Source organism: Chengkuizengella marina, from assembly GCF_009910845.1.
GTDB lineage: Bacteria > Bacillota > Bacilli > Paenibacillales > KCTC-33759 > Chengkuizengella > Chengkuizengella marina.
Window position 1 is genome coordinate 15,317 of record NZ_SIJB01000047.1, and the last position, 26,841, is coordinate 42,157.

Here is a 26,841-nt window from a genome sequence, read left to right on the forward strand (position 1 = left end):
TCATATACAATAAAATAAAAGTAAATAATTGCTATTTTGAGTCTAATTTTGTTTTTGTTCATATTGTTTAGATTTATACTTTTTTTGATTTTTTCCTATATATTGGTTTTTTAGGTAATTTGAGTCCAAAATAGACAGATAACATTCTTAACAATACAACGAGTACAAATACAATATAAAACTCAATAGGAGAATTAACCAAGCCTAGACCTATGACTAACCCTACTAACATTGCCCATAATCCATAGATTTCATCTCTAAAAATTAGTGGTCTCCTACCTGCTAATAAATCTCTAATGATACCACCACCGCTACCGGTGAGTAGCGCAGCTACAATGACAGCAATAGTTGGAAGATTCATATCCACAGCAAATAAGGCCCCTTGAATTGAAAAGGCTGCCAATCCAACTGCATCAAAAAACATCCATTGTTTAATAAAATGAAACCATAGGTTTGGAAGTAAAAAAACAATGAACATGGATGTAATAGCAATTACGAATAAGTTTCCCTGTTCCCACAAGTTTGAAACCGGGATACCCAATAATAAATTTCTAGTGGCCCCACCACCAAAAGCAGTTACAAGTCCTAAAATTATCACACCTAAAATATCATATCTTTCTTCCATAGCAGCAATAGAGCCACTAACTGCAAAAGCAACTACTCCGATGACAGTAAGTATGTCCCAAGTCAATGTAATTTCTGACAATGATTTATCATCCTTTTTTTTGCTTACATAATTTTTAATATCTAGTTAAATTTTTTTTAAAGTTCCTTCCTTTGTTTGTCCTCATCAAGTCAATAAATAACCTTTATCTAAAGCGTCACGTATCAGTTTCTCTGCATATTCCCATAAAGTTTCTGAACCCTCTGCCATGATTTTATTTCTGTTATATACTCTTTCTCCTGTCACATGATGTTTTTGCCAGACAGCACCTTGATTATGATAATTTAGAAGCATTGGCTGAAGCCTATCCAAAGCAAGTGCAAAACGAGATTCAGGTGTATCTCGATTTTCATATTCTTTCCAAAGTTGTATAAATTCTTGCGCTTGATCTAAAGGCAAGAGATGAAATAATCGCTTCGCAGCCAGCTCTTCCCGCTCCCTTTTATCTTCATGCCCTTTATCATCATACGCAAACGTATCACCTGCATCAATTTCCACGATATCATGAATTAAGAGCATTTTTAAAACTCGTAACATATTTACAGCATTTTCATTTGCGTATTCATAAAAAACCATACACATCATCGCTAAATGCCAAGAATGTTCTGCATCATTTTCCTGTCTTGTTTCTCCTATGACATTTGTTTGCCTTAAGATGGTTTTTAGTTTATCAATTTCTATAATAAATTCCATTTGTTGTTTCAATCTTGCATTCATAAAATTTCACCTCTGCATAAGATCTTACTTCACACCTACTTTGAATAACATTTTATCCATCAGCCACTTTGTATACGCTAATGTCTCTCTACTTTTGTGATATGGCATAAACATGACTTCTGATGGTGTTGTAGACACCACAGGATCCGTTAAATTTAAAAATTGAGCAACATCTAACGATCTTGCCCCATGATATGCATGCGTAATAACCACTGTGGATTCGAAACCATGTTCCTTCATAATTTCGAGGCTATACAATATATTCTCATATGAGCTTGTTGCTTCCCTCTCCTCCATAATATTTTCTTCAGGTATGCCTTTTGACACTAAATACTGCTTCATGCCTTCCGCCTCTGTAATTGTGGCACCATTTGCATCTAAACCACCTGATACAATAATATTTTCAAAATATCCTTTTTCATATAAGTCAAATGCATGATCTAATCTTTCTTTTAACCCCAAACTTGCTTCATTATTTTCCCCTAAAGCCATGCCCATGACAATACCTACATCTGAAGACTTTGGCAACTGCATTTGCTCCACCGATTGGATTTTCCATTGAACATAACAAGTCCATAAAACAAACAAAAGTAAAAATACACTAACTATTTTCAACAGCTTAGACCTTTTATTGATTTTTCGTTTTGTATTTAACTGAATGCTGTCACTCATTCTCACGTCAAAAAACCTCCTACTGTCTCAAAAACTTCATCCGCTTCCTCACCTAAACATATTTCATGAGTGGATAACGGAAAATATACGATTGATTTTTCTGCTGGTATAATTCGATTTAAATAACTAGCACTATAAGGATGTACAATATGATCTTGTTGTCCTTGCACTATTAGAGTTGGTGTATGTACTTTCCTAAATTCAGCTCTTAAACGATGGGCTAACTGTATAAACTGCCAAGTAGCGGACAGAGGTACGCCATTTATTTTTTTAAAACGACTCCAATCTTTATTTCTCATTTGTTTATAAGTCAATTTCATAAATCGTCCTGGACTAACATAGATCACTGCGGCATTTAAAAGAACTAGTTTTTTTACTGAAAAGTGATTGCTGATATAAGCTGCGAGTACACCGCCCATTGAAAAACCAACTAAATCAAACTTAGAATATAATTCGGTCATTTTTATCGCTTCTTTTTTTACTGCTTCCATCCATTGGTGATACTTTATATTCTTTAAACCCTTTAAATTTTCTCCATGTCCTGGTAAAGTTGGTACATGGCAAATCCATCCCTGTTCTCTTAAATAGGCTGCTAATGGATCTACTTCAAATGAACCTCCCGAAAATCCATGTATGAGTAGACATGCTCTTTGATGATTTTCCACGAGAATTTTCTTCCTTTCATCTCCATTGAAAATAAACCAGATTGGTTAGGATTCAATGATTTCAATAGATTCAATCGTTACTTCTTCCGTTGGCAAGCTCGGAGTAGAATCTCCTCCGTTTGGATTCATAGTTACTGGAGTTTGTGCAATATTTGTAACTGTTTCCATCCCCTCTATTACCTTTCCGAAAATAGTGTAATCTGGAGTTAAATTCAGGTTTCGACTGTCCTCTCCAGTACAAATAAAAAATTGACTGCCATTTGTATTTGGTCCACTTTTTGCCATGGCAACAATTCCTGGTTCATACAAATACGGTGTATCTAATTCATCTTCAAATTGATAGCCGGGACCTCCCCCGCCTGTACCTGTTGGATCTCCTGTCTGAATCATAAAAGTCTCTATAATTCGATGAAATATAACCCCTTCATAAAAGTTTTCATTTGCTAAAAAAACAAAATTATTTACTGTGACTGGTGCTGTATCCGCAAATAATTGAACTGTAAATTCACCTTTTGAAGTACGGATAACCGCAGAATATTTTTTTGAAGAATCGATTAACATCTCTGGAGGTTGACTCCAGCTTTTGTTTTCTTGTCCATTATTTTTTTCAGCTTGATCTTGTTCTGTTGCACATCCAGTCAGCATAACTGTAATCATTATTGCTATAGTGATGAACTGTATACTTTTCTTTATTTTCATCTTTTATGCCCATCTCCATCCATTTTTAATAAAAAAATTGTATCATTTGCCATAAGCTTATTCAAGAATAACGAATCTCAAAGATTGAAAAAACAAGATTTTCAATATTATCATCAAAAAACCGCATTTCCTTGAATATGAATTAGAATTAATCCATAATATAATTATTGAAATCCATTTCATTAATTTTTTTACCATAAAAAAGAGAGAGGCGAAAAAAAGTGAAATCAAATAGTCAGAAAATAATTACTGTAGGTATTTTATCCCTAGTCGTAATTATTATTGCTTTGGTATATTTCTTTAACAAAAATGGACAAGATGGCAATCAAATTGTAGAAGGAGGAGAGCTTCTATATACAGATCCTACTCAACCTATTGATGTTCGCGTGGAAGATTTATTATCCCGTATGACATTAGAAGAAAAAGCAGGACAAATGACACAGGTCAATGTTACAAATTTACAAGGAAGCTCAGAATGGGATGCAGGTCCATTAAATAAAGAATGGTTAGTGAAAGCCTTTAAAGACTATCATGTGGGTTCAGTATTAAGCGGAGGAGGCACCACTCCTGTTTCAAATGAACCTAAATATTGGGCTGAAATGACAAATGAAATTCAAAAAAATGCAATTGAAAATTCACGACTAAATATCCCTATCATTTATGGTGTTGATGCGGTACATGGTCATAACAATGTCATTGGAGCAACAATCTTTCCTCATAACTTAGGGCTAGCAGCTTCAAGAAATACAGATTTAGTTAACAAGTTAGCAGCTAGTACAGCCAAAAGTGTGAGATCAACTGGAATCCACTGGAACTTTGCTCCAGTTGCAGATGTAGGACGTGATTTACGCTGGGGTCGTTTCTATGAAACATTTGGTGAGGATCCTTATCTAGTTACAGAAATGGTAACTGCCTCTATTATTGGGCAACAAGGAGAAGATATTAGCTCAAACGAGAAAGTTGCATCCACTGCTAAACATTTTTTAGGTTATTCACAACCTTTAAATGGTCAGGACCGTTCATCTGGAGAAATCCCTTTACGTACTCTAAAAGAAGTTTTTTACCCCCCTTTTGAAGAGGCGATAGCAAATGGAGCGAAAACTGTCATGGTCAATAGTGGGTCTATTAATGGGGTCCCTGTTCATGTATCACGATACTTATTAACGGATGTTCTTAGAGGAGAAATGGGCTTTGAAGGTGTAATAGTTACCGACTGGGAGGATATCATCCGTTTGCATAGTCAATATAATATTACAGACAACTATAAAGATTCTATAGTTCGAAGCATTAATGCAGGTGTAGATATGTCCATGTTACCTGTTGGTATTGAAGATTATACAAAGAACCTAATAGATGCAGTAAATGAAGAGCTCATTCCAATGGAACGCATTGATGATGCAGTATCAAAAATACTTGCTTTAAAGTTTGAATTAGGATTGTTTGAAAACCCTTATACTAATGCTGAAAAAGCAGAAGCTTTCACTTTAGATCAAGATAGAGAACTAGCAAGACAGGCGTCGGTTGAAAGTTTAACCCTATTAGAGAATGATGGTGTATTGCCATTATCTAAAGAAGTAAAGACCATTCTTGTCACAGGTCCAAGCGCAGACAATATTGCAAATCAAATGGGTGGTTGGACGATTGGCTGGCAAGGGTTAACAGAAGAAGGAGTGCCCCCTGCTGTCACCTTTCTAGAAGGAATTCAAAACGCTGCCCCACCTAATACAAATGTACTTTTTGAAACAGATACAGCTAAAGCCGTTCAAGCCGCAAAACAAGCTGACGTTACTATCGTTGTTTTCGGTGAAGGTCCTTATGCTGAATTTGATGGGGACACTACGAATGCAGCTGTACCTATCAACCAAGTCGAATTAATTAAAAAGCTAGCAGAAACAGAAACTTCTGTAGTGGGTGTATTAGTTGCAGGGAGACCTCTTATCGTGACGGATTTAGTCGGTGATATGGATGCGTTTATTATGGCATACCTACCTGGTACGGAAGGAGGCAATGCTTTAGCAGATGTATTATTTGGAAAAGAGAATCCGAGTGGTAAACTTGCTTTTAGCTGGCCAAATGAAATTGGACAACTACCAATGTTTTATAACCACTACCCGAAAAGCACAGCAAATGAAAAAGCTTATTTGCCTCTTTATGAATTTGGATATGGTTTAAGTTATTCTAAGTTTAACTACAGTAACTTTGAGGCAGATAAAGAAGTCACCTTAGACAGTGTTATAAAAGTTTCCGTTGATGTAACTAATCGTGGTGATCTTGCAGGATCAGAAACCGTTGAATTGTATGTTGATCAACAATTAAGCTCTGTCCTTACTCCAGTTAGAAAACTAGCTGCATTTTCAAAAGTTCATCTTGAACCAAATGAAACCAAAACGGTTGAACTAGAAATTCCTGTATCACAATTAGCGATTGTACCTGGAGATGTTTTAGGAGAAGGTGACAAAATAGTTGAGAAAGGAATTTACACTTTAAGTATTAAAAAACTGGCTACACCTGTTACAATAAAAGATAAAATTGAATAAAGATCCTGTGAAGCAAGGATATATTTAAAAGATATGTATTCTTTGCTTCACTTCCTCTTTTTTTTAACAACCTCACCACAAAACTGGTTTATGTACCATAAACCACATTGCTATTAATAAAATAGAAATATAATAAATAACCGATCGTTTAAGTTTAGTGATTAGAATCATACGATCTATTTCTCCACTTTCAATTTTTCGAATGGTTGGTGAGAATGCACGGGCCATAAAAAAAATAGAACACATCAATACAAGCACAGTCATGACAATCCAAGAATCCAGCCAATTCCATCCCCCTAACCAAATTAATAAAATTCCCGTCGTAACCAACACATGTCCCGCATGTTTAGATAACCTTACTATAAAACGTATTAAATCTAATACCGTTTTTTCAATATCTACTTGATGTTTCAATTTGTTTAACAAAGGAAACAGAATAAATATTGGACCAATGGATAGGATTACACTAAATATATGCAAATATAAAATAATAATATAAATCGTATACATATGTAGACCTACCTCCTATTATATTTCTTTAGATTGATATGATATAAAATAATTTGAATATAATACATACAAAAGCAGTGTTTTCATAGTGAGAACACTGCTTTTGTTAAGTAATCAAGATTGAAAAGTATAATTAGTCTACTTTACGAAATTCATGTACCCATACTTGCATATGAGGTAACCAAGGCATTCCAGGATGAAGTGCCATGATTTTATCTTTATATGATTTCATATCCGGATAACCTTCAGTTTTAGCGTGTTCATCTCTCATATCGCCTAGTGATTGTTGATACACGTTATATACTTCGTATCTATTTCCTTCTAACTCCATGACTTCTCCAATATCTGCATATCTACCATTTCTTCTTGTTGCTGTTTTTTCTCCTTTTAAAACTCTTTTTACATCGTCCTTATCCGTAACCATTCTTTCGATAGTGCAAGTTTTTGGTGGAAGATTCGTTGTCATATTAATGTGCCTCCTGAATTTTTCATTATCACTAGATCTCTACTTCTTTTCCTTCATCATTATATCCAAATTTCTGTACCAAACACAATTTATTTTAACATTTCTTTACTTAAAAAGTTAAAATCACTCATATCGTTCACTTAAATTTCATGACTTACACTTTAATCTCACAATCATAACTAACATCCTTCCTCTAATTAAAGGTTAGTCAAATAAAGGAGGTATATCATCAAAGAAAAATCGATTTTTATCTTTTGGAATTTCAACTTTTACCGTATTTGATTTCCTACTGTACATTTCATAAGCATTGTTATAAGTAATAACATAATACTCATATTCTTTCTTCTCTTCAATGGCAATATCAAGTATATATGAATCTGGAGTTGAAAAAACAAGTTCATAATTTTTATCTTTCTTTTCTCTTTTATATACAAGATATAGGTTATGATTTCCTCTCACAGGTGACCATGTTAATTCCACTACTCTATTCCTCTCATTATATGAAGCATTTAAGTCAGATACTGCTGATGGCGGCTCAATAAGTTCATCCACCCCTTCAGGTCTGACAAACGAGCTTGGGGGCACATCAACTAGCGCCCGAGACATAACCTGTGAAAAGAGCTGAGCAGGGTAACTACTAGTCACTTTTAAATAATGCTGTGCATCCGTTTTGTCAAAACCCATCCATACAGCGCCTGTCCATTCTGGTGTATAACCTACAAACCATAAATCTCGCGTTGCATTTGGGTCCGTTACTTCGGATAACCCAATTTGAGTAGAACCTGTTTTCCCTGCAACTGATGTATTCAACTGTGCTTTTGTTCCTGTTCCTTTCTGAACAACTTGTTCCATCATTTTTGTCATGTAGTATGCATTTTGTTTAGACATTACTTCTTTCGTTTCAGGCTCTGATACATATATTGTTTCACCTAAATCATTGATTACTTTTCGAATGGATGTCGCTTCAATCCATGTCCCATTATTCGCAAAACTACTGTATGCTTGTGCCATTTCAAGTGGGGTCACTCCTGTAGTAAGTCCACCTAATGCAATGGATAAATTACGATCATTTTCATCAAGTTCGATCCCTACTTGATTAATAAAATCAATTCCAGTTTGAATCCCGATTTCATTTAGTAACCAGACCGCTGGTATATTGATGGAATCTTCTATCGCTTTTACCATTGAAACTTGACCAAGATACCTATTATAATAATTTTTTGGAGCGTAATCTCCAAATTTTATTGGCTCGTCCTTTAAATAAGAGTATGGCTGCCAAGATCCTGTTTCCAATGCGGGGGCATATACTGCAATAGGTTTAAAAGAAGATCCAGGCTGGCGAGGAATGACCACTCGATTCAAACCTTTTTGAACCACATCTCTTCCCCCTATCATACCTTTAAGTTCACCGTTATGATGATCCATGATGACCATACTAGCTTGTACTTGTTGTTCAGGACCACTTTCAGGAAACCATTCATCCTCAGCAAATGTCTGCTCTAAAGCTTTTTGTACGTTTTTATCCAATGTAGTGTATATTTTATAACCACCTTCACGAAGTTCATCTTCAGAAATCCCTGCCTTATTGGCAGCTTCTAATATGACATAATCAATGAAGGACACATTATTTTGTTTTTCTACTGCAATTGGTTGATATTCCACTTTCTTTGCTTCATTCATCTCTGTTTTGGAAATGATATTTTGTTCAAACATAAGCTGTAATACAATACTTCTACGATCCTTAGATTTTTCAGCATCATCTATAGGATTATAGTAAGATGGAGCTTTAGGTATCCCTGCTAATGTCGCAATTTCCCACAACTCTAAATCATGTAAATTATCTTTTCCAAAGTATGACTTAGATGCTGCTTTTACTCCGTAAATATTTCCTTGTCCAAAATAAATTTGATTTAAATACATTGCTAAGATTTCATCTTTGGTGAATTGATTTTCAAGCGCAATTGCAATCGAAGCTTCTTGAACTTTTCTAAATAGCGTTTTTTCTGATGAAAGAAACATGTTTTTAGCAAGCTGCTGAGTAATTGTACTGCCTCCCTCAACAATTTCCCCTGATACTACATCTCTATAAAGTGCCCTTCCAATTGCCCAAAGATCTACGCCACCATGCTCATTAAAACGTTTATCTTCAGTCGCAATAAATGCATCAATCATTAACTCCGGAATATCAGTTGAACTAACAATTTCTCTATTTTCTTTAAAAAGTTTTCTAATTTCCTCTCCATTATGATCATAAATAATGGAGGTTTCTAACATATCCATTTTTTTTAAGTTTTCTTTTAATAATCTTTCACCATTAAATATAATTAACAAATAACCCACAAATAAAAGTATAATAAACACCACGATAGATATTGTGAGCCATTTGAAGAAACTTTTCATATTCCTTTTATTTAATTTTTGAGAATTACTTTTTTCTTCCTGATTTACTGTTTCATTTGAGGGTGACTTTTCCTTCATGTTGATCTACTCCCTGTTGTTAAAAGCGAAATTAAACCACCAAAACTAATTAAATACTAGAATGTATCTAAAAGTAATACCTCTAGTTTACCACATTCTTCATACACCCACAAAAGTGAGTAATTGATAGGCAGCCCAGCACATCCCTTAGTTAGATGGTACCAAGTTGAACAGATTTAAGAAGTTACATTTTATTGTTGATGATATCTCTTGCTATCCATACACCTGCAGCACCAGCTTGTGCAAGCCCCCGTGTAATCCCTGCTCCATCTCCACCACAGTATAATCCTTTTATTTCAGTTTCAAAGTTTTCCATTAACTTTGGTCTTGCAGAATAAAATTTTGCTTCAACCCCATAGAAAAGGGTATGCTCTGATGCAATCCCTGGAGTTACTTCATCCAAAGCTTCTACCATTTCGATTAAGCTAACCATGGTATTGTATGGTAATACCAATCCAAGGTCACCTGGAACAGCTTCTTTCAAGGTGGGTTCAAGAAATCCCTCTTTTATTCTCTGGTTTGTTGAACGTCTGCCTTTCTTAATATCTCCAAACTTTTGAACAATGACTCCTCCATTAGATAAATCATTTGCACGCTGGCATATTTCTCTTGCATATTCATTCGGTTTATCAAAGGGCTCAGTAAACTTGTGTGAAACTAATAAAGCAAAATTAGTATTAGATGAACCACGTTTAGGATCTTTAAATGAATGACCATTCGCAGCTATAACTCCACTGTGATTTTCTACTACTACATGCCCTGAAGGATTGCTGCAAAAAGTTCTAACACGGGTTCCTACACTCGTATTAAAAATAAATTTACCCTCATATAAATGTTCATTAATTTCTCTCATAACGACATCTGAAGTTTCCACTCTTACACCCACATCTACTTGATTGTTAACCATTTTCAATCTTCTACTTTTGAATAATTGTGATAACCATTTTGAACCGTCTCTACCCGGTGCAATCATAACCTTGTCACTTTTAAATTGTTGCCCGTCTTTAAGAGATACTCCTTTTATAACATGAGCTCCATCCACTTTTTCAGTTATAATATCTGCCACTTCTGTTTTAAACAAAAAATTGATTTTCGTTTTTAAGTACTCATAAATTGATTGCAGGATTTCGAGGTTTTGCTCTGTCCCTAAATGCCTTACCTGTGCCCTGAGCAGCTTCAAACCAGCAGCATACCCTCGTTGTTCAATGCTTCTTACAGATTCTGTTGTTGGGTCCGTAACGTGTTCAGTCGCCCCATGCCGTAAGTTAATATCATCTACATACTGAATCAATTCTAAGACCTTTGACGGGGCTATATAGTCTGTCATCCAACCACCAAACTCAGTTGTTATGTTAAATTTGCCATCACTATACGCACCAGCACCCCCAAAACCTGCTGTAATTGAACAAGCAGGAAGACAACCTGCATAATCTTTTTTTCCTGCGGGAGGAGGACAAAGCTCAATCTTTTCTTCTAGTATCGGGCATCTACGATGATAAATTTCATGTCCTTTATCTATTAATAAAATTTTCGCTTTAGGTTTTTTTATCGTCATTTCATAACTGGCAAATATTCCAGCGGGACCTGCTCCTACGATGATAAAATCATATATTTCCACTATTTTTTACCTCCTCTTGCTAATATCAATAAAAAAACCTGACTACTTAAATGGATACAATTACACTAAAAAGTATCCATTCGTAGTCAGGAATTCATGGTTCCTTGTAGAAACCCTTGCGCCATATTCACAAGGATATACGAACATTATTATTGAATAATTCATATTTTCAATTATATATCTAATAATAAATGAATGTTTTTTGTCCTGTCAATATAAATGTTCGTGTTTAAATAAAATTCTTAAAAAAAACAACCCAAAAATTTTTGGGTTGTTTCAGAGCATGGTTATGTAAAACGTTTTCCAAATTTAAACTTCACTTTGATTATCTGACATCAAAGATACATTTTTTTGAGGTGTAAAAGTGGAAATCGCATGTTTATAAACCATTTGTTGTCGCCCTTCACTTTCAATAACAATCGTAAAATTATCGAAAGCTTTAATGAGACCTCGAAGTTGAAAACCATTTGTTAGATACACTGTTACAGAAATACTTTCTTTTCGAAGTTGATTTAAAAATGTGTCTTGAATATTAATGGATTTATTCATCAATGGAACCCTCCCTATTAAATTCATTTCTTCATACATAATTAAATATGTTGGGGTATTTAAAAAGTATATTCAGAATTTACTGTAATCTTTCCTCTATTATATCATGAATTTGTTTCAAATGAGCATCATAATTTTCATAATTAGTTACATCAATCCAATTAATAGCATCCATGTGCCTAAACCAAGATAACTGTCTTTTTGCAAATCTTCTCGTATTTCTTTTCAATAAATATATTGCACGATCTAGGCTGATGTCCCCCTCTAAATATGATATGATTTCTTTATATCCTAACCCCTGCATAGAAACCATTCCCTTTTTATAACCAAGGTCTAAGCAATTCTTTACTTCGTCAATCAAACCCAGCTCTATCATTTGATCAATTCTTTGCTCAATTCGATTGTAAAGGATTGATCTATCCATCATTAGTCCTATAATACAAAGCTGATAAGGTGATTGTTTTGATTGATTTCTGTTGTTTTCAGAAAATGGCTTACCTGTAATGTGGTAAACTTCCAGTGCTCTGATCACTCTCCGTACATTGTTGAAATGAATATTCTTTGCCCCTTCGGGATCTACTTCTTTTAATTTCTGATATAATTCCTTCTTTCCGTGTTCATCTGCAAATTTCATTTGTTCTGCTCTAAATATCTCGTCTGACCCGGCAGTACTAAATGAAAAATTATAACACAGAGATTCAATATATAAACCTGTCCCCCCAACGATAAAAGGGATATGTCCGCGTGCTGTAATTTCATGAATAGCTTTTTTAGCATTGTTTTGAAAGTCCGATACTGAGAAAGGGTAATCAGGATCATGAATATCAATGAGATGATGAGGAACCCTATTTCTTTCTTCTACGGAGGCTTTTGCAGTACCAATATCCAAACCTCGATAAACCTGCATGGAATCCCCAGAAATGATTTCACAGTGAAATTGTTTACTAATGTCTAAACTCATTTTCGTTTTACCTACAGCAGTTGGTCCTATTAATACTAAAAGTTTTGGTTTTTCCGTAGCTTTATTCAAATTCTAATCACTCCGTAAGCTATTTGTGAATATGACGTATGTATTGTATTAAATCCAAGTCTTTCAAACTCTGGACTGTCTTTATTCTCCTTGATTACGATAGTTCTTCTTGCAACTCTTCTAGCTTCCTCGATTGATTTTAAACTGATTTGTGATGAATTCACAATACCTCTCATTGGTTTGAAGGAACTTGATTCTTGAATAGGAATTCTGAACATAGGGTCAAAGTATATAATGTCTATGCTATTATCTTCCAAATGAATCAATTCACTTTCATGATCTGTATGTTTTACCTTAATGCGTCTCATGGCATCATTCACTGTTACAAGTTCTGATTCATAACTGTGCAGCCCTTCTCTAACTAAAGTGTAAAGGATTTTTTCGCTTTCTAATGAGATCACTTTTCCTGAAGAACCTGTAACATAAGAAAAAACAATAGAGTCAGAAGCAAGCCCAGCAGTACAATCTAATACAATGTCTCCTGGTTTAACACCAGAATATTTAATTAAAGGATCATGCTCTCCTTTGATTAATCGTTTTATACGAAAATATGAACTGCTAGGATGAAAAAATAAAGGTGAATCTGTGTTATTTTCTCCATAATATTTCAGTTCTATTTGTGAAACAATCAATAAAGGTTGATTGTTGTACATTTTTTTTATTTTTGTTATAGAGTTTTTCTTTCTTGGAACCCATGTTGCATTTAATTCCTTAGCAAAGACTCGAGATTTTTCAATGATATCTATGGAAGCATCATAAGATGTAGAAATAATCATTTCAACATTCACATCACTCTTTTAAACATTTTTTCAAGTTCATACGTAGAAAAACTAATTACAATCGGTCTTCCATGAGGACATGTATAAGGGTTCTTACATCCGATTAATTTATCTAACAACGCCTCGATTTCAGCTGAGCTTAAGTATTGGTTTGCTTTTATAGAAGCTTTACAAGAACAAAGTATTGAGGATTTTTCTCTTAGCTTTGCAATATCAATGGACTTTTTCTCTGACAATAGCCACTCCGCCATCTCAGTAATAATCTCTTTCTCTTCACCCTTTGGAAACCAGTATGGATATGAGCTTACACGAAAAGAGTTGCCTCCAAAGAACTCCAGTTGAACCCCAACCTGTTCAAAATAATGTAAACGATCCTTCAATATCTCCACTTCAGTGGGAGTGAATTCTATTGTGATAGGAAGCAGTAATTCTTGACTAACAGGTTCTGGATTACCAAATTTTTGGTAATAGTATTCGTAATTAATTCTTTCATGTGCTGCATGTTGATCTATAAGATATAGACCTGTTTCATTTTGTGCTATAACATAAGTTCCGTGCATCTGACCAATAGGATGTAGTTTTGGAAATTCTGGTAAACCATCGGTTACTTCCTCAATTGATTGATTTTGAGTGGAAATAAACTGATTGACTGCTTCCCTTGAAGTCTTGTTATTCGTTCTAGTATAACCTTTATCATCATTTGTATTGTATTTCGATCGGTCGTATTGATTATTTGATCGGCTATATTGATTATGAAGATCATGATCCTTTGATTTTTGTTCATTACAGTCAGAATCTATTAATAAGCTCTCTTTTGTATTTATTACCTTTGATTCTTTCATTGTTGAGTTATCATTAGCTTGCTGATTTGAATATAGGTTTAATTTTTCTTGAATGACTACTGTTTTTTCCTTTTTTGGTTCCTTTGCGGCTGGAATTAATATTTGCTGTTGAAGTAGTTTTCTAAGTTCCTGTTCTACAAACATCATTAACTCTTTTTCTTTGCTAAATCGAACCTCCAGTTTTGCTGGGTGTACATTAACATCCAATAGTGTTGGATTCATCTGAATATGAAGAACACATATCGGAAATCTATGAATGGGTAACAGCGTGTGATAAGCATTTAAAATCGCTTTATTCAAAAAAGGGTTACGAATATATCTTCCATTTACGATTAAAGATATTGCGGAACGATTTGAACGTGTCATTTCAGGTTTAGCAATATATCCACGTAAGGAATAATCGAGATTGCTACAATCCACTTGAACCATTGATTTAGCAATCGTTCTTCCATAAATAGCAGCAATCACTTGCAATAAATCTCCATTACCTAATGTTTGCAATAACATTTTTCCATTATGTGTTAAAGTGAATCGAATCTTAGGATATGCTAACGCTAATCGATAAATATAATCTGAGATATGACTTAATTCAGTTTGAATCGTTTTTACATATTTTAATCTGGCAGGTGTATTATAAAATAATTCCTTTACTGTAATATCCGTGCCTTTTGAAGCTCTTACTTCCCCTATTGTTTTTAATATTCCGCCTTCATTCACAATTTGATAACCTAATCCAGTATTTTGAGTTGAGGTAATACACGACATTTTAGAAACAGCGGCTATACTAGGAAGTGCCTCTCCTCTAAATCCAAGACTGTGAATTTGAAACAAGTCTTTACTAGTTAATATTTTACTAGTTGCATGCGGTAAGAATGCTAATTCACAATCCTCCTTATCAATACCAGAACCATTATCGATCACCCTGATACTTTGAAGACCACCTTCTTCAATAGAAATATCAATTTTTGAACTACCAGCATCTATTGAATTTTCTACCAATTCTTTTACTACTGAAGAAGGTCTTTCCACAACTTCACCTGCTGCGATTTGATTTGCTATTTGCTCCTCTAAAATGTGAATTTTCCCCATAAAAAACTCCTTAATCTACATCTAATGTGATAATATCTTCATTAACTCCCCAATTAAAATCAGGGAATTGTTTCTCAAATTCACTTAAATCAATATAAGTTGTTCCATTAACATTCATTAACCCTTCACTCACTATTGGAAAAGTGGCTGAAGTTTCTTCTGTAGTGATTTCAACTGCTTTTAGTTCCGGGTTCCATGTGATTTTTCCTTGAATAATAGCAGATAAAATTCTTGAGGGAACATACTTGTTTTTATCTTCTTCAATGACATCAATTACTGTTTTAAATTCTACTCCATTAAGTTCCCAACTTTCATCCTCTATGGCTATTTCTATTTGTTCTGCTCCAGCTTCATATAATCCTCTTATAAGTTGTGCTGCACCATTCTCAACTTCAATATCGGGTGTTATTCCAACCTGGTTCACTTTATTTTGATTAGGTGTTAAATATTCATATGTTGTTACTTTTAATACTCCACCATCTGATAAAGGAAGAAGATTCTGCACGCTCCCTTTTCCAAACGTCTGCTCTCCTAATATAGTTGCAATTTCATAATCTTGTAAAGCTCCAGATAATACTTCAGAAGCACTTGCACTGTTTCCATTAACCAGAACAACGACTGGAATGGAAAGAGAGTTACCATCTTCAATTTCAATCGCCTCCGTGTCTCCATCCTGATCACGTGTATACATTAATACTCCATCTTCTATGAATTGCTCTGCAATTTCCAATGCTGCATGTAAATAGCCCCCAGGGTTATTTCGAAGATCAACTACTAATCCATTCAAATCTTCATTTTCCTGAAGTGCTTCAAGTTCTTCTACAAATAATTCTCCTGCTTTATCAGTAAAACTTGTCAATTGTATATATCCAACAGACCCATCAAAAGATTCTGATGTGATAACAGGTAATTGAATTTGTTTACGAGTAAGTTCGAATCCAATCATTTCTTGGCCTCGTTTTACCGTAATGTTAACGGTCGTGTCTTCCGGTCCTTTTACCTTGCTTACCAATTCACTCATCTCAATACCAATCATGGATTCTCCATTAACTTCTGTAAAATAATCCCCTGCCTTCAAACCTGCCGCTTCCGCAGGGGAACCTGGAAATACGATATCAATAAAAATTCCTGTTTCATCCTCGTTTAGTTGAACGCCTATTCCAACATAATTTTGTTGTAAACTGCTTTCATAAGCATCCCACTCTTCTTCTGTAAAATATTCAGTATATGGATCATTCAACACTTTCAACATTGCATCTGCTGCAGCTTCTGATAATTCACTTTCACTTACTCCACTTACATGATAATCGCTAAGTTTTTCAAATATTTCAGCCATCTGTTCAAAACTAAATTCATTTTCTTCTGCAAAAACAGCAGTTGGTACAAGTAAAGCAATTATAATAATTAAAGCTGTGATCATGCGTAACTTATCTATTAATCTCATTGTTTTATCACCTTTTCCCATAATTTTAACGATTAGTTGTTTGCCCTTATGAGTAACTTTTGCTATTTATGCAGGTAGAGTGACTAAGAGCAAACTCAAATTGTATTAAAGTTTAGATTTTAAATCTGATAAAATTTGAATAGCTTGTAACGGTGTAATATTTAATAAATCTAAAGACTGAAGTTCTTTTTCAACTATGTTCGCTTTATTTTGCTTCAGGTTGTTATTTACATCCGTATTATGATCCTCTAATTCTTCAAATAAGCTCAACTGAATGGTATCAACTTTGTTAAGCATGACATCTTGTTCCATATTAGATTGCTCAGTAACAGCAATCTCACGCTTTACATCACCAGTCAAACCTTTTAAGTCCTGGTTCACTGAACGAGATTCAAAAGTGTTTAACAACAAATAAGACCTCTCAATAATGGAGTTAGGAATTCCAGCAATTTGAGCACAATAGATCCCATAACTTGTACTTGCTGCACCTTTAATTAGTTTGCGTAAGAATGTAACTTCATCTCCACTCTCCTTGACTGACATACTGTAATTTTTTAAGTATGGCAACTGCTTTTCTAGATGTGCCAGTTCATGAAAATGAGTCGAAACTAACGTTTTACACCCTATTTCATGATGAAGGAATTCTATAACAGCTTGAGCGATGGACATACCTTCACTTGTTGAAGTTCCTCTCCCTAATTCATCAATGATGACAAGACTTTGCTCAGTAGCCTTCTCAGTCATCACTTGGATATCTTTCATTTCCACCATAAACGTACTTTGACCACTTACTAAATCGTCAGCTGCTCCAATTCTGGTGAATATACGATCAATGATTGGTATCTTAGCTTCAGTTGCAGGAACAAAACATCCAATTTGAGCCATGATGCAAATAAGAGAAACTTGTCTCATATAAGTACTTTTACCAGCCATATTCGGTCCAGTAATAAGCAAGATGTTTTGATCCCCTGATTCAAATAACGAATCATTAGCTATAAATCTCTGATCTTTAGATATAGATTCAACAACAGGATGTCTTCCTTCTTTAATGTTCAAGTCATAATCTTTTGTTATCACAGGTTTACAATACTCATATTCAGCACTTACTTTTGCCAGAGATTGAAAAACATCAAGAGTAGAAATGATACCTGCAAGTTTTTGTAATCTTGGTATTTGGAATTTAAGTTCATTTCGTAATTCATTAAACAACTCATACTCAATTCCAACCATTTTTTCTTCTGCTTCTAGTATTAATGCTTCTTTTTCTTTTAATTCAGGCGTAATAAATCTCTCAGCATTCGTTAACGTTTGTTTCCTTTCATATCTTCCCTCTGGAATAAGATTAATATTTGCTTTCGTGATTTCTATAAAATATCCGAATACTTTGTTGTAACCAATTTTCAGCTTTTTAATACCTGTAACTTCTCTTTCTCTTTGTTCAAGTTCTGCCAGCCATTGTTTCCCATTGACACTAGCTTCACGAAGTTGATCTAGATAATCATGATATCCTTCCTTAATCATTGCTCCTTCTTTTACAGATATTGGAGGTTCGTCAATAATTGCCTCATCGATACGATCCTTTAAATCAGAACACTGATCCAAAGAATGAACAATTCCTGAAAGATTATCTGACCCAGAATCATTACAAATCTCTATTAATGCGGGAACTTGCTCCAGGGATTTTTTTAATGCTACAAGATCCCTGGCATTTGCATTGCCATAAGAAATACGTCCAACTAACCGTTCTAAATCATACACATTTTTTAGCTTTTCCCTCAAATCTTCTCTTACGATATATTGCTGAACTAATGTATCTGTCACTTCTAATCTTTCGTTGATGGACGTTTGATTCATTAAAGGTTTGTCCACCCATCTCTTCAATAAACGTGCTCCCATTGAAGTTACTGTTTTATCCAACAACCACAACAATGAGCCTTTTTTTGACTGGTCTCTGATTGTTTCTACAAGTTCTAAATTTCTTCTTGTAAATGGATCAAGTGTCATAAATTGATTACGCTCATAAGAGTGAATATTTGTAATGTGTGATAAAGCTCTTTTCTGTGTTTCTTTTAAGTATGACATTAATAAAGATATACAATGTTGTGAAGATAAGCTTAGTGACTGCCATAGCTCTGTAGTAAATTGCTCCTTAACTAAATGTTCATCTTTATCATCCCATTCAGTCATTAAAATAGTGCTTGAGATCTGATCGATTCTTTCATGTATATAAGGGGATAATGACGCTTCTGATACAATTTCTACTGGAGAATAGGTTCCGATTTCATCTAAGATAAAATCTAATGAATTTTGTCCAGAAGTTTCATATAATTCTCCCGTTGTTAAATCACATGCCGCTAAGTTATATGTATCGTTGAAGTGAGAAATACACAGGATAAAATTATTGTGATTTTTCCCTATCATTTTTCCTTCCATTACGGTTCCAGGGGTAATGACTCTTACGATTTCTCTCTTTACAACCCCTTTTGCTTCCGCAGGGTTTTCCACTTGTTCACAAATAGCAACCTTATAACCTTTTTGAATGAGTTTAAAGATATATTGTTCTGCAGAATGATAAGGCACACCACACATCGGTATTTTCTCTTCTGCTCCACCTTCTCGACCTGTAAGTGTGATTTCTAATTCTTGTGCAGCAAGTTTAGCATCCTCAAAAAACATCTCATAAAAATCACCTAATCGAAAAAATAAAAAAGCATCCTTCGCCTTTTCTTTAATTTCAAGATACTGTTCTATCATCGGAGTATATTTAGCCATACCAAACCCCAATCTTTTTTTTGTTTATTATAGCATGATTTAATACTTCATATATAGTAATCTTGGTTCATAAAAGAAAAACCTACTTATAAGGTAGGGTATCAAAGGGAGGAACTCTCCAGCTTGTTCTAATATCTAACTGTTCATCCCAAGATCTTTTTTCAAATAATTGTTTTTTAAATGATTGCAAATCTTTACTATAAGAAGCGTATGAATCAAGTCCTTCTAGCTCACTCCAAATCTTTTCCACATAGGGATACAGTTCCTCTTTATTTCCATTATAAAAATGGACTTGTATTGTTTCATCATTTAATGGTCTGCTTTTTAAGTCCCAATAATGATTTGCGATTAAGCGAGTTAAAGTTAATACCCCCTTTGTAATCTTTGGTGAAACAATCCAGCTAGGTAAACTTCTATACTCAAATCCACCATGTGTTTGTGTACGAAAATCACCTAAAAAACCATATTTGGGTCTCCTTAACAAAGAAGTTCGATCTTCAAGCAGCATGATTGGCAGAGTTAAATAATTATCTAATGCTCGCAGCAAAAAAGAGTTTAACCAAATTTGACTCATATGTATATGTCCACCTAAAGGAAGTCCTTTTACAGGCATTCCTCCAGCTAACCATTCTATTGAAGGGTCATTAATTTGTTCTTGAGCAAAGTGCATAAGCTTAAAAATGTTGATTGTTAATTGCTTTGGTATTTTACTAGGGTTAGGTCTTAGTTCTGCAATGGGGAAAATCCACTTATTTCCATTTACTACTGAATCACAGCCCACTTTTCCTCTTCGATTAAAAAAATTAGAAGCAAAGGTGATTTTCCCCTTGTCATTACGTAATAAAAATTCAACATCTAAGCCAAGTAAAGCTTCATTTGTTCTTTTTCTCTCCTCAATGAGTTCCCCATGATATAAACATATTGCTTTAGAAAAAAGTTCTCTCATGTTGTGATCCAATTTTGGTGTGGGAATCACATCTAACACAGTGCATTTTCTAGCTGATATCAATCCAACCTTAACTACACCATAATCCAGACCTAATGCATAAATTGCTCTGATTGCATACCGACTTATTAATCTATGTTGTCTATTCCTTAAATCAAAATTCACTTCACTCTGTGGATAAAGTATATTCTCTGTATGAAGAGAGCATCTATACAGAGCTAATACTCTTAAATGAAATACAGGAACTAAGAATACTTGTAAGTAGATGTTTTGGCTAGACGGAGTTTGAACATGAATACCTTGATGATTAAGGCTTTTAATCATAAATTCTTTATCCGCAGCTTTCTCAGTAAAATGGGCAGAATTTAATACTTTATACTCAGCTGAAACCCGCGTTTCATTATCCCATTGAATAATCACAGTATCTTTCGATAAAGATTTAGGTAGATGGGTACCGTGACGAATTAAGGAATTAGTCCAGAGACATTTTAATGCTGGATCATTTCCATGTAACAAAAACAATGGATTCATGTTTTATCACCTGTTTTTTCGCCCATTATAAAAATTATTAATTTTTAAAGAGAAAAAAAGGGCTCACGCCCTCTCCAAAACCTCTGTAGAAACATATGATAAGATAAATATTAAATTTAAATATCATCATCTAAGAGATCTGGATCTAAATCTTCAAAATCTCCGCCATCATAGTCAAAATCGAATTCTTTTTCGCCGTCTAGATCATCGATACCATTTTCATTCACTAATACACAAACTTTTGTTTCCGCAACCATTTCCACCTTGAATTCACGCTCAACTTTGATCCGAACAGCATTGCCAGAAGTAACGATATTTGCTTCAACACAACTTGGTTCTTGCGTAGTTTCAGCAAATACTTCTGCAGTAGTTTTTCTATGATTTGGGTCTAGATAAGAAAGAGGGACCGCTTCAACATACGATAATGTTTCCTTGGCTACTTCCGTCTGAGAGTTGTTGTCGTAAGAGTACCAAAAATTAATATCATAAGTACCAACTACTTCAATGCCATCATCAGATTTCACCGCTTCATACTGATGGTTAATAAGCCATACCCCCAAAACACTTGTTGGTTTATGAGGTGGAGTAATGGTATGCGTTACTTGTGAAAATTTCCGACCTTTACCACAAACAGCTTTCGTAATTATTTCTCTATACGATAAGTCTTTATCTGTGAGTGACATCCTATAAACCTCCTCCATACAATCATTCTTTAAAATTGTATGCAGGACATTGGTCTATAGTGACAAAAACTTTTTCTTTTCTTTTTTTGCGATGTTCAAATAGTCTTCCAACTCTAAACATAGCTGTAAAATAGCAGATCTTACCTCAAACTCTTCCCGTGTTTTTGGCAAATCCATTTCTTTAAAAACCTCGGAAATATGGTTTAGATCATCTAAAATTCTACCACTATAATATTCTTCTTTCACTTCTTTGATCAATTTATCAAATACTGCTGCCGTCATTTTCCCCTGAGGGATGGATTCAAATACTTGTGCAACTAAGTTGACCATCTTGTTAACAGATTCAATTTGTCTGCCCCGCATTTGAAAATAATTCAACCACCCGTTCTCTTGACGAAATAAATTATTTTCACTTGACCTTGTAGCTAAATCCAAACCCTCATTTATCTTCTTCTCTACTTCAATTAATTCTTTTCCGTGCCAAATAGATGAATTATCCTTTAAGTGAGCTGACATTTGTTTAAAAATTTCTGAAAGAAGGCTCTCCACCTGAATACGAATAGATTTTAAATCTTTTTCTACTTTTGGCATATACAGAAGATTGATAAGTGTAGCTGATCCTAATCCAATAATTAACAACCATATTTCATTTAGAATCACCTCATAATGGATAGATTGCTGACTAAACACATGAAAAACAATAACTGAACTTGTTACAATCCCATCCTTCAATTTCATCTTTGACAAAATTGGATAAGTAAGTAAAATATAAGCCCCAATCATCCATATGTAAAAACCGATAATATCAAAAAGAAGTGAAGCAAATAATAAACCTAAAACAGAAGCAACAATGCGTTGCAAAACATTCATTAAACTTCTTCTCTTAGTGATATCAACACCTAATATAGCTAATAAACCTGCAGAAAGAGGAAAATTCAAATTGAAGTATGTTGCGATATAAATTGCAATAACAGCTGCAACGGCTGTTTTTATAATTCGAATTCCCATGATAGTCCACCTCATGTGATTTCTTTTGTTAAAGAAAAGTTCAGCAAGAATTCTTCCCACTGAACTTTATTTCAATTCAACTTTTTACTTTATTAAATTTGGTAAATATCTTTAAACTTCTTTTCTAAATATGCAATCAAGTATTCTGGATTGATCTCTTCATTTGTTACTTGTTTTATGATTTCAGCAGGTGTCAGCAGTTTGCCATATTGATAAATTTGATCTGATAACCACTGTTTAATTGGCAATAATTCCCCATTTTCAATGTATGTATCAAACTCAGGTAGCTGCTTTTGTATTGTGTTCATAAATTGTGCTGCATATATATTTCCTAGAGAGTATGAAGGAAAGTATCCAAAATCCCCTCCTGACCAATGCACATCCTGTAAAACACCTTCTCCGTCATGAGCTGGAGTGACTCCTAAGTACTCTGTATACTTCTCATTCCATGCCTGAGGTAAATCTGCCACTTTTAAATCTTCATTAAAAAGCGCTTTTTCCAATTCATATCGAATCATAACATGTAAATTATAAGTCAATTCATCAGCTTCAATACGAATTAAGGATGGTTTCGCTTCATTAGTTCCTCTATAAAAATCTTCTACTGAAACGGAGGAAAATTCGTTTGGAAAAACTTCTTGTAGATTTTTATAATATCTTTTCCAGAAAGGCAAGCTTCTTCCAATCATGTTTTCCCAAAATCTTGATTGAGATTCATGAATTCCCATCGAAGCACCTGTACATAGTCCCGTGCCTACTAACTCTGCTGAAATATTTTGTTCATATAAAGCATGTCCACCTTCGTGTAAACTAGAAAATAGAGAGAAGGTAATATCATCTGGGTAATAATTCGTTGTGATTCTAACATCCTTTAGATTTAAATTAATCATAAATGGATGAACAGCTTTATCTAATCTGCCAGCTGCAAAATCATAACCTATTTCCTTTAATACAAATAAACTAAATTCTCTTTGCTTTTCCTCACTGAAAGACTGATGAAGGAAAGTTGTGTTTGGTTTATTAGTGGACTCAGCAATTTGTGTTACTAATGGAACTAATCTTTCTCTTAACATGCCAAAGACTTGATCTAATTGACTTGCTGTAATGTTAGGTTCATAAATATCAAGCAAAGTATCATAAGGTGTACCCTTCACACCCCAGTACTCTACAAACTTCTTTTTTAATTCAACAACTTTTTCTAAGTACGGTTGGAATATTGAAAAATCTGATTGATCTTTTGCCTCTTCCCACACCGATTCAGATTTTGAGGTTAATATGACATTCTCCTTGTATAAATTAACTGGAATTTTTTTATTTCTGTCATAATCCTTTTTATGTTCCGTTACCATTCTTTGCTCTGTTTGATTCAAGCTTTCAAAAACAGAGGTTTCAGATAACTGAGATAAACAGTCCCCCATTTGTTGTGAAGTTGAAAGGTTAAATTGTTCTGTAGATAACATTCCTATCACTTCAGAACGACCCTCTACTCCTTTTTTAGGTGCACCTGTTCTTAAGTCCCAAAAAAGAATAGAAAGTGCCTCGTTATATTCATTTATTTTTTTGACTAACTCTTTAAATATTGTTAGTGTTTGATGACTCATTTAATCACTCTCCTTTTCAAACTTAAGTATACAAATAACCTACAATAAATTCAAAATTTATATAAGTGGTTAAAATATTATGATAAAATAATGTGAAGGACGTGAATATTTATGCAGATTACAATAACAGAAAGTGCTAAAAATGAGCTCATGAATAAAGTGAATACAGATCAATATTATATTAAATTGGCTCATGATGCCGAAGGCTGTGGTTGTATTATGAGTGGTGTCGCACAATTATGGATCGTTGATGAAAAAGATGAATTTGATTTAGAGTCAAACTCCGAGCCATTTTCAATCTTGTATGATTCAAGACATGAAGTATTTTTTGAGCAAGAGATGAAGCTGGATTATATTCCAAACAAAAAATCCTTTTCATTAAGCAGCAAACAACAAATATACAATGCATCTATGAATCTATACAAAAAATAGTGAAGGAACAAGTAAATAAGCATCATAATACTAGGATGGGAGAAAAGAGATATGAGCAATCTAACAGAAATATTAAAATTTAATAAACAATTTGTAGATAATAAGCAGTTTGAGCAGTTTAAAACTTCAAGGTATCCAGATAAAAAAATGGTGATTTTATCATGTATGGACACTCGTTTAGTAGAATTGTTAACTAAAGCTATGAATCTTAAAAATGGAGATGCTAAAATCATTAGAAATGCAGGGGCAATTATAACACAACCTTTTGGAAATGTGATGCGCAGTATCTTAGTTGCCATTTATAAATTAAAAGCCGAAGAGGTATATGTGATAGGACATCATGACTGTGGCATGACAGGGTTAAATTCTGAAAGTATGTTGGAGGAGTTTAAAAATCGAGGGATTACTGAGGAAACATTACAAACTTTAGAGGGCTCCGGCGTCCAACTTTCCAGTTGGCTAAAAGGTTTTGACAGTGTAGAAAATGGTGTGAAAAATAGTGTTTCGATTGTAAAAAACCACCCACTTCTACCTCCAGAAATTCCTGTTCATGGATTAATTATTCATCCCGAAACAGGAGAGCTTGAAGTCGTTGTGGACGGGCTTAAAGACAAATAAAGTTTATTTGTCTCTGTTAACAATTTTATCTTTCACTCCAATAAGACTTCTCCTATAAAAGAAGTCTTATTGGATTAAAGAATCACCTGTAAAATCTTAACTTGCTCCATACATTTGTAATACATTAATTACTTCTTCATTTCCATACTCCTCAGCAAATTCTAAAATGGAGACCCCAATTCTATCCTCTACTTGAATACTGGCTCCTGATTCCAGTAGAAACGTAATTTTATCAAGTTCACCAATATAAATTGCATATAACAGTGGTGTCCATCCATCTAGATCAGTCGTTTCTAAATCGGCTCCAGATGAAATAAATAATGCTAACGTTTCTGTATCCACAATTCCAATAGCATCCATAAATAATGTCTGATTATAATCTTCTTCTAACCTGAAATTTGGGTCTCCCCCTGCTTCTAGTATTAATTTAATAATTTGATTATTAGAACTGATATCTACGTTATACAATACATGGGCTAATGCAGGTAAACCATTCTGATCTAATTCATTTACATCTATGGATTGATCTTGTAAGATATGTTCAATTTTAGATATATCATTTTCTTCAATGGCATAAATCAAGGGAGTTGTTCCATCAAGTTTGTACATTAAGTTCTCCCACATTGAGCTCTTTACTAGACTTGTAAGGAAAATGATTGATAAGACCAACACAGTAGTGGAAACCATGATCCAAAAATAAGGATTTGATTTCTTTAAATGGACAACATCAGAATCGTCTTTACCTAAAAAATCAGCAATGCTGTGAATTCGTTTTGGCAATGTAGGATGAGTAGATAATTTTTCACTTAACCAGGTAAAAAAACCTCTATCTTCAGAAATTTGTTTAAGAAATGATTCGTGATTCACTGTTCTATATAATTTTTTTCCAACGGCTAAAATTGTTAACCCATTTTTTGCTGCATTATAATGATTAGTATAATGAGCAGCAAATCTATCACAAGTGTATTCACACGCACGAGAATAAGCTGATGATAGAAAAGGTATAAACTTGGCTCCCATGATCAGTAAATCTTTACTAATGTGACTTCTTTGAATATGTGCCAATTCATGTGCAATTATAAATCTTAATTCATCATGTTCTTCTTTTTCTATCAACTCTACAATCTCAGAATACATTACTACCATATTTCGCCCAAAATATCTAGTAGCAAAAGCATTTAAAATACCTGACGACTCCATGATATAAATCTCTGGAACTGTTTTTATTCCCATCTTTGAACAAAGTTCAGCAGCTATATCATATAATTCTGGAAACTGTTGTGCCCCAATTTTCACACCGTTGTTCCTAATCATCGCAAGATTTAACCAATGAGCAAACATCATAAATAAAAAGAGGCCTACTATAATTGGAATAAAAACAAATGAAAAGAACAAAACAATATATAAACATATACTAATAAAAGCAGCTACAAAAAAATATACTTTCTCACTTTTCTCAATGAGCTCTCTGTTATTAAAAGCTGTCATGTC

Annotated in this window: 23 protein-coding genes and 1 riboswitch; of the genes, 3 read left to right on the forward strand and 20 right to left on the reverse strand. The window is 34.0% G+C overall.

The annotated features are described in order from the left end of the window. Positions 1–73: 73 nt before the first annotated feature. From ERL59_RS18625 to ERL59_RS18645, 5 genes are all read right to left on the reverse strand, one after another. Positions 74–691 carry a trimeric intracellular cation channel family protein gene (locus ERL59_RS18625; RefSeq protein WP_160647783.1) on the reverse strand — a complete coding sequence of 206 codons (618 nt, stop codon included), beginning with the start codon at positions 689–691 and terminating at the stop codon, positions 74–76. A gap of 99 nt (positions 692–790) precedes the next feature. Next, complete coding sequence (locus ERL59_RS18630; RefSeq protein ID WP_160647750.1) at positions 791–1,381, reverse strand: HD domain-containing protein; 591 nt, start codon at positions 1,379–1,381, stop codon at positions 791–793. A gap of 24 nt (positions 1,382–1,405) precedes the next feature. Next, entirely contained in the window at positions 1,406–2,053 is a 648-nt protein-coding gene (locus ERL59_RS18635) for a YdcF family protein (RefSeq protein WP_235929957.1), read from the reverse strand. Positions 2,054–2,055: 2 nt separating this feature from the next. Further along, positions 2,056–2,718, reverse strand: a complete 663-nt coding sequence (locus ERL59_RS18640) for an alpha/beta hydrolase (protein WP_160647752.1) — start codon at positions 2,716–2,718, stop codon at positions 2,056–2,058. Positions 2,719–2,763: 45 nt separating this feature from the next. Next, positions 2,764–3,417 carry a peptidylprolyl isomerase gene (locus tag ERL59_RS18645; protein ID WP_160647753.1) on the reverse strand — a complete coding sequence of 218 codons (654 nt, stop codon included), beginning with the start codon at positions 3,415–3,417 and terminating at the stop codon, positions 2,764–2,766. 221 nt (positions 3,418–3,638) lie between these two features. On the opposite strand from ERL59_RS18645, the gene ERL59_RS18650 reads away from it, so the two are divergent. Further along, the gene (locus tag ERL59_RS18650; protein ID WP_328699981.1) at positions 3,639–5,954 is read left to right on the forward strand and encodes a beta-glucosidase family protein; all 2,316 of its coding nucleotides are present in this window, start codon (positions 3,639–3,641) and stop codon (positions 5,952–5,954) included. Between the two features lie 72 nt (positions 5,955–6,026). On the opposite strand, the gene ERL59_RS18655 is transcribed toward ERL59_RS18650, so the two are convergent. The 14 genes from ERL59_RS18655 to ERL59_RS18720 all read right to left on the reverse strand — a co-directional run bounded on the left by ERL59_RS18655 (position 6,027) and on the right by ERL59_RS18720 (position 24,300). Next, entirely contained in the window at positions 6,027–6,464 is a 438-nt protein-coding gene (locus tag ERL59_RS18655; protein WP_160647754.1) for a hypothetical protein, read from the reverse strand. Positions 6,465–6,597: 133 nt separating this feature from the next. Continuing rightward, positions 6,598–6,930, reverse strand: a complete 333-nt coding sequence (locus ERL59_RS18660; protein ID WP_160647755.1) for an ASCH domain-containing protein — start codon at positions 6,928–6,930, stop codon at positions 6,598–6,600. A 204-nt stretch (positions 6,931–7,134) separates the two neighbouring features. After that, positions 7,135–9,408, reverse strand: coding sequence for a transglycosylase domain-containing protein (locus ERL59_RS18665; protein WP_160647756.1), 2,274 nt, complete (start codon positions 9,406–9,408; stop codon positions 7,135–7,137). A gap of 184 nt (positions 9,409–9,592) precedes the next feature. Then, positions 9,593–11,026, reverse strand: a complete 1,434-nt coding sequence (locus ERL59_RS18670; RefSeq protein WP_160647757.1) for an NAD(P)/FAD-dependent oxidoreductase — start codon at positions 11,024–11,026, stop codon at positions 9,593–9,595. A gap of 63 nt (positions 11,027–11,089) precedes the next feature. After that, positions 11,090–11,189: riboswitch (purine riboswitch) on the reverse strand. A gap of 146 nt (positions 11,190–11,335) precedes the next feature. Beyond that, the gene (gene hfq / locus ERL59_RS18675; protein WP_160647758.1) at positions 11,336–11,575 is read right to left on the reverse strand and encodes an RNA chaperone Hfq; all 240 of its coding nucleotides are present in this window, start codon (positions 11,573–11,575) and stop codon (positions 11,336–11,338) included. Positions 11,576–11,654: 79 nt separating this feature from the next. Then, complete coding sequence (gene miaA / locus ERL59_RS18680) at positions 11,655–12,536, reverse strand: tRNA (adenosine(37)-N6)-dimethylallyltransferase MiaA (protein WP_407925746.1); 882 nt, start codon at positions 12,534–12,536, stop codon at positions 11,655–11,657. Positions 12,537–12,601: 65 nt separating this feature from the next. After that, positions 12,602–13,381: a class I SAM-dependent methyltransferase gene (locus tag ERL59_RS18685; RefSeq protein ID WP_160647760.1), complete on the reverse strand. Its 780-nt coding sequence runs from the start codon at positions 13,379–13,381 to the stop codon at positions 12,602–12,604. A gap of 8 nt (positions 13,382–13,389) precedes the next feature. Beyond that, positions 13,390–15,315, reverse strand: a complete 1,926-nt coding sequence (gene mutL, locus ERL59_RS18690; protein ID WP_160647761.1) for a DNA mismatch repair endonuclease MutL — start codon at positions 15,313–15,315, stop codon at positions 13,390–13,392. Positions 15,316–15,325: 10 nt separating this feature from the next. Continuing rightward, a complete protein-coding gene (locus ERL59_RS18695; RefSeq protein WP_160647762.1) occupies positions 15,326–16,759 on the reverse strand; it encodes a S41 family peptidase in 1,434 nt (477 codons plus the stop codon). A 105-nt stretch (positions 16,760–16,864) separates the two neighbouring features. After that, a complete protein-coding gene (mutS, locus tag ERL59_RS18700; protein ID WP_160647763.1) occupies positions 16,865–19,531 on the reverse strand; it encodes a DNA mismatch repair protein MutS in 2,667 nt (888 codons plus the stop codon). Between the two features lie 82 nt (positions 19,532–19,613). After that, positions 19,614–21,008 carry a putative amidoligase domain-containing protein gene (locus tag ERL59_RS18705; RefSeq protein ID WP_160647764.1) on the reverse strand — a complete coding sequence of 465 codons (1,395 nt, stop codon included), beginning with the start codon at positions 21,006–21,008 and terminating at the stop codon, positions 19,614–19,616. Positions 21,009–21,124: 116 nt separating this feature from the next. After that, on the reverse strand, positions 21,125–21,691 hold the full coding sequence (locus tag ERL59_RS18710) for an outer spore coat protein CotE (protein ID WP_160647765.1): 567 nt from the start codon (positions 21,689–21,691) through the stop codon (positions 21,125–21,127). A 54-nt stretch (positions 21,692–21,745) separates the two neighbouring features. Continuing rightward, positions 21,746–22,699 carry an aromatic acid exporter family protein gene (locus ERL59_RS18715; protein WP_160647766.1) on the reverse strand — a complete coding sequence of 318 codons (954 nt, stop codon included), beginning with the start codon at positions 22,697–22,699 and terminating at the stop codon, positions 21,746–21,748. A gap of 92 nt (positions 22,700–22,791) precedes the next feature. After that, a complete protein-coding gene (locus tag ERL59_RS18720; RefSeq protein ID WP_160647767.1) occupies positions 22,792–24,300 on the reverse strand; it encodes a carboxypeptidase M32 in 1,509 nt (502 codons plus the stop codon). Positions 24,301–24,411: 111 nt separating this feature from the next. On the opposite strand from ERL59_RS18720, the gene ERL59_RS18725 reads away from it, so the two are divergent. Both ERL59_RS18725 and ERL59_RS18730 read left to right on the forward strand, forming a co-directional pair. Beyond that, on the forward strand, positions 24,412–24,732 hold the full coding sequence (locus tag ERL59_RS18725) for an iron-sulfur cluster biosynthesis family protein (protein WP_160647768.1): 321 nt from the start codon (positions 24,412–24,414) through the stop codon (positions 24,730–24,732). Between the two features lie 51 nt (positions 24,733–24,783). Then, a complete protein-coding gene (locus tag ERL59_RS18730) occupies positions 24,784–25,350 on the forward strand; it encodes a beta-class carbonic anhydrase (RefSeq protein ID WP_160647769.1) in 567 nt (188 codons plus the stop codon). Positions 25,351–25,446: 96 nt separating this feature from the next. Here ERL59_RS18730 and ERL59_RS18735 read toward each other — a convergent pair whose 3' ends face one another. Further along, the gene (locus tag ERL59_RS18735; protein WP_160647770.1) at positions 25,447–26,838 is read right to left on the reverse strand and encodes a M48 family metallopeptidase; all 1,392 of its coding nucleotides are present in this window, start codon (positions 26,836–26,838) and stop codon (positions 25,447–25,449) included. Positions 26,839–26,841 lie beyond the last annotated feature (3 nt).

Bases quoted from the DNA above. Each gene is read 5' to 3' on its own strand.
- ERL59_RS18630 (WP_160647750.1), bottom strand. From the start codon at position 1,381: ATGAATGCAAGATTGAAACAACAAATGGAATTTATTATAGAAATTGAT.
- ERL59_RS18635 (WP_235929957.1), bottom strand. From the start codon at position 2,053: ATGAGTGACAGCATTCAGTTAAATACAAAACGAAAAATCAATAAAAGG.
- ERL59_RS18645 (WP_160647753.1), bottom strand. From the start codon at position 3,417: ATGAAAATAAAGAAAAGTATACAGTTCATCACTATAGCAATAATGATT.
- ERL59_RS18655 (WP_160647754.1), bottom strand. From the start codon at position 6,464: ATGTATACGATTTATATTATTATTTTATATTTGCATATATTTAGTGTA.
- ERL59_RS18660 (WP_160647755.1), bottom strand. From the start codon at position 6,930: ATGACAACGAATCTTCCACCAAAAACTTGCACTATCGAAAGAATGGTT.
- ERL59_RS18665 (WP_160647756.1), bottom strand. From the start codon at position 9,408: ATGAAGGAAAAGTCACCCTCAAATGAAACAGTAAATCAGGAAGAAAAA.
- hfq (WP_160647758.1), bottom strand. From the start codon at position 11,575: ATGAATAAATCCATTAATATTCAAGACACATTTTTAAATCAACTTCGA.
- miaA (WP_407925746.1), bottom strand. From the start codon at position 12,536: ATGAGTTTAGACATTAGTAAACAATTTCACTGTGAAATCATTTCTGGG.
- ERL59_RS18685 (WP_160647760.1), bottom strand. From the start codon at position 13,381: ATGATTATTTCTACATCTTATGATGCTTCCATAGATATCATTGAAAAA.
- mutL (WP_160647761.1), bottom strand. From the start codon at position 15,315: ATGGGGAAAATTCACATTTTAGAGGAGCAAATAGCAAATCAAATCGCA.
- ERL59_RS18695 (WP_160647762.1), bottom strand. From the start codon at position 16,759: ATGAGATTAATAGATAAGTTACGCATGATCACAGCTTTAATTATTATA.
- mutS (WP_160647763.1), bottom strand. From the start codon at position 19,531: ATGGCTAAATATACTCCGATGATAGAACAGTATCTTGAAATTAAAGAA.
- ERL59_RS18705 (WP_160647764.1), bottom strand. From the start codon at position 21,008: ATGAATCCATTGTTTTTGTTACATGGAAATGATCCAGCATTAAAATGT.
- ERL59_RS18710 (WP_160647765.1), bottom strand. From the start codon at position 21,691: ATGTCACTCACAGATAAAGACTTATCGTATAGAGAAATAATTACGAAA.
- ERL59_RS18715 (WP_160647766.1), bottom strand. From the start codon at position 22,699: ATGGGAATTCGAATTATAAAAACAGCCGTTGCAGCTGTTATTGCAATT.
- ERL59_RS18720 (WP_160647767.1), bottom strand. From the start codon at position 24,300: ATGAGTCATCAAACACTAACAATATTTAAAGAGTTAGTCAAAAAAATA.
- ERL59_RS18725 (WP_160647768.1), top strand. From the start codon at position 24,412: ATGCAGATTACAATAACAGAAAGTGCTAAAAATGAGCTCATGAATAAA.
- ERL59_RS18730 (WP_160647769.1), top strand. From the start codon at position 24,784: ATGAGCAATCTAACAGAAATATTAAAATTTAATAAACAATTTGTAGAT.
- ERL59_RS18735 (WP_160647770.1), bottom strand. From the start codon at position 26,838: ATGACAGCTTTTAATAACAGAGAGCTCATTGAGAAAAGTGAGAAAGTA.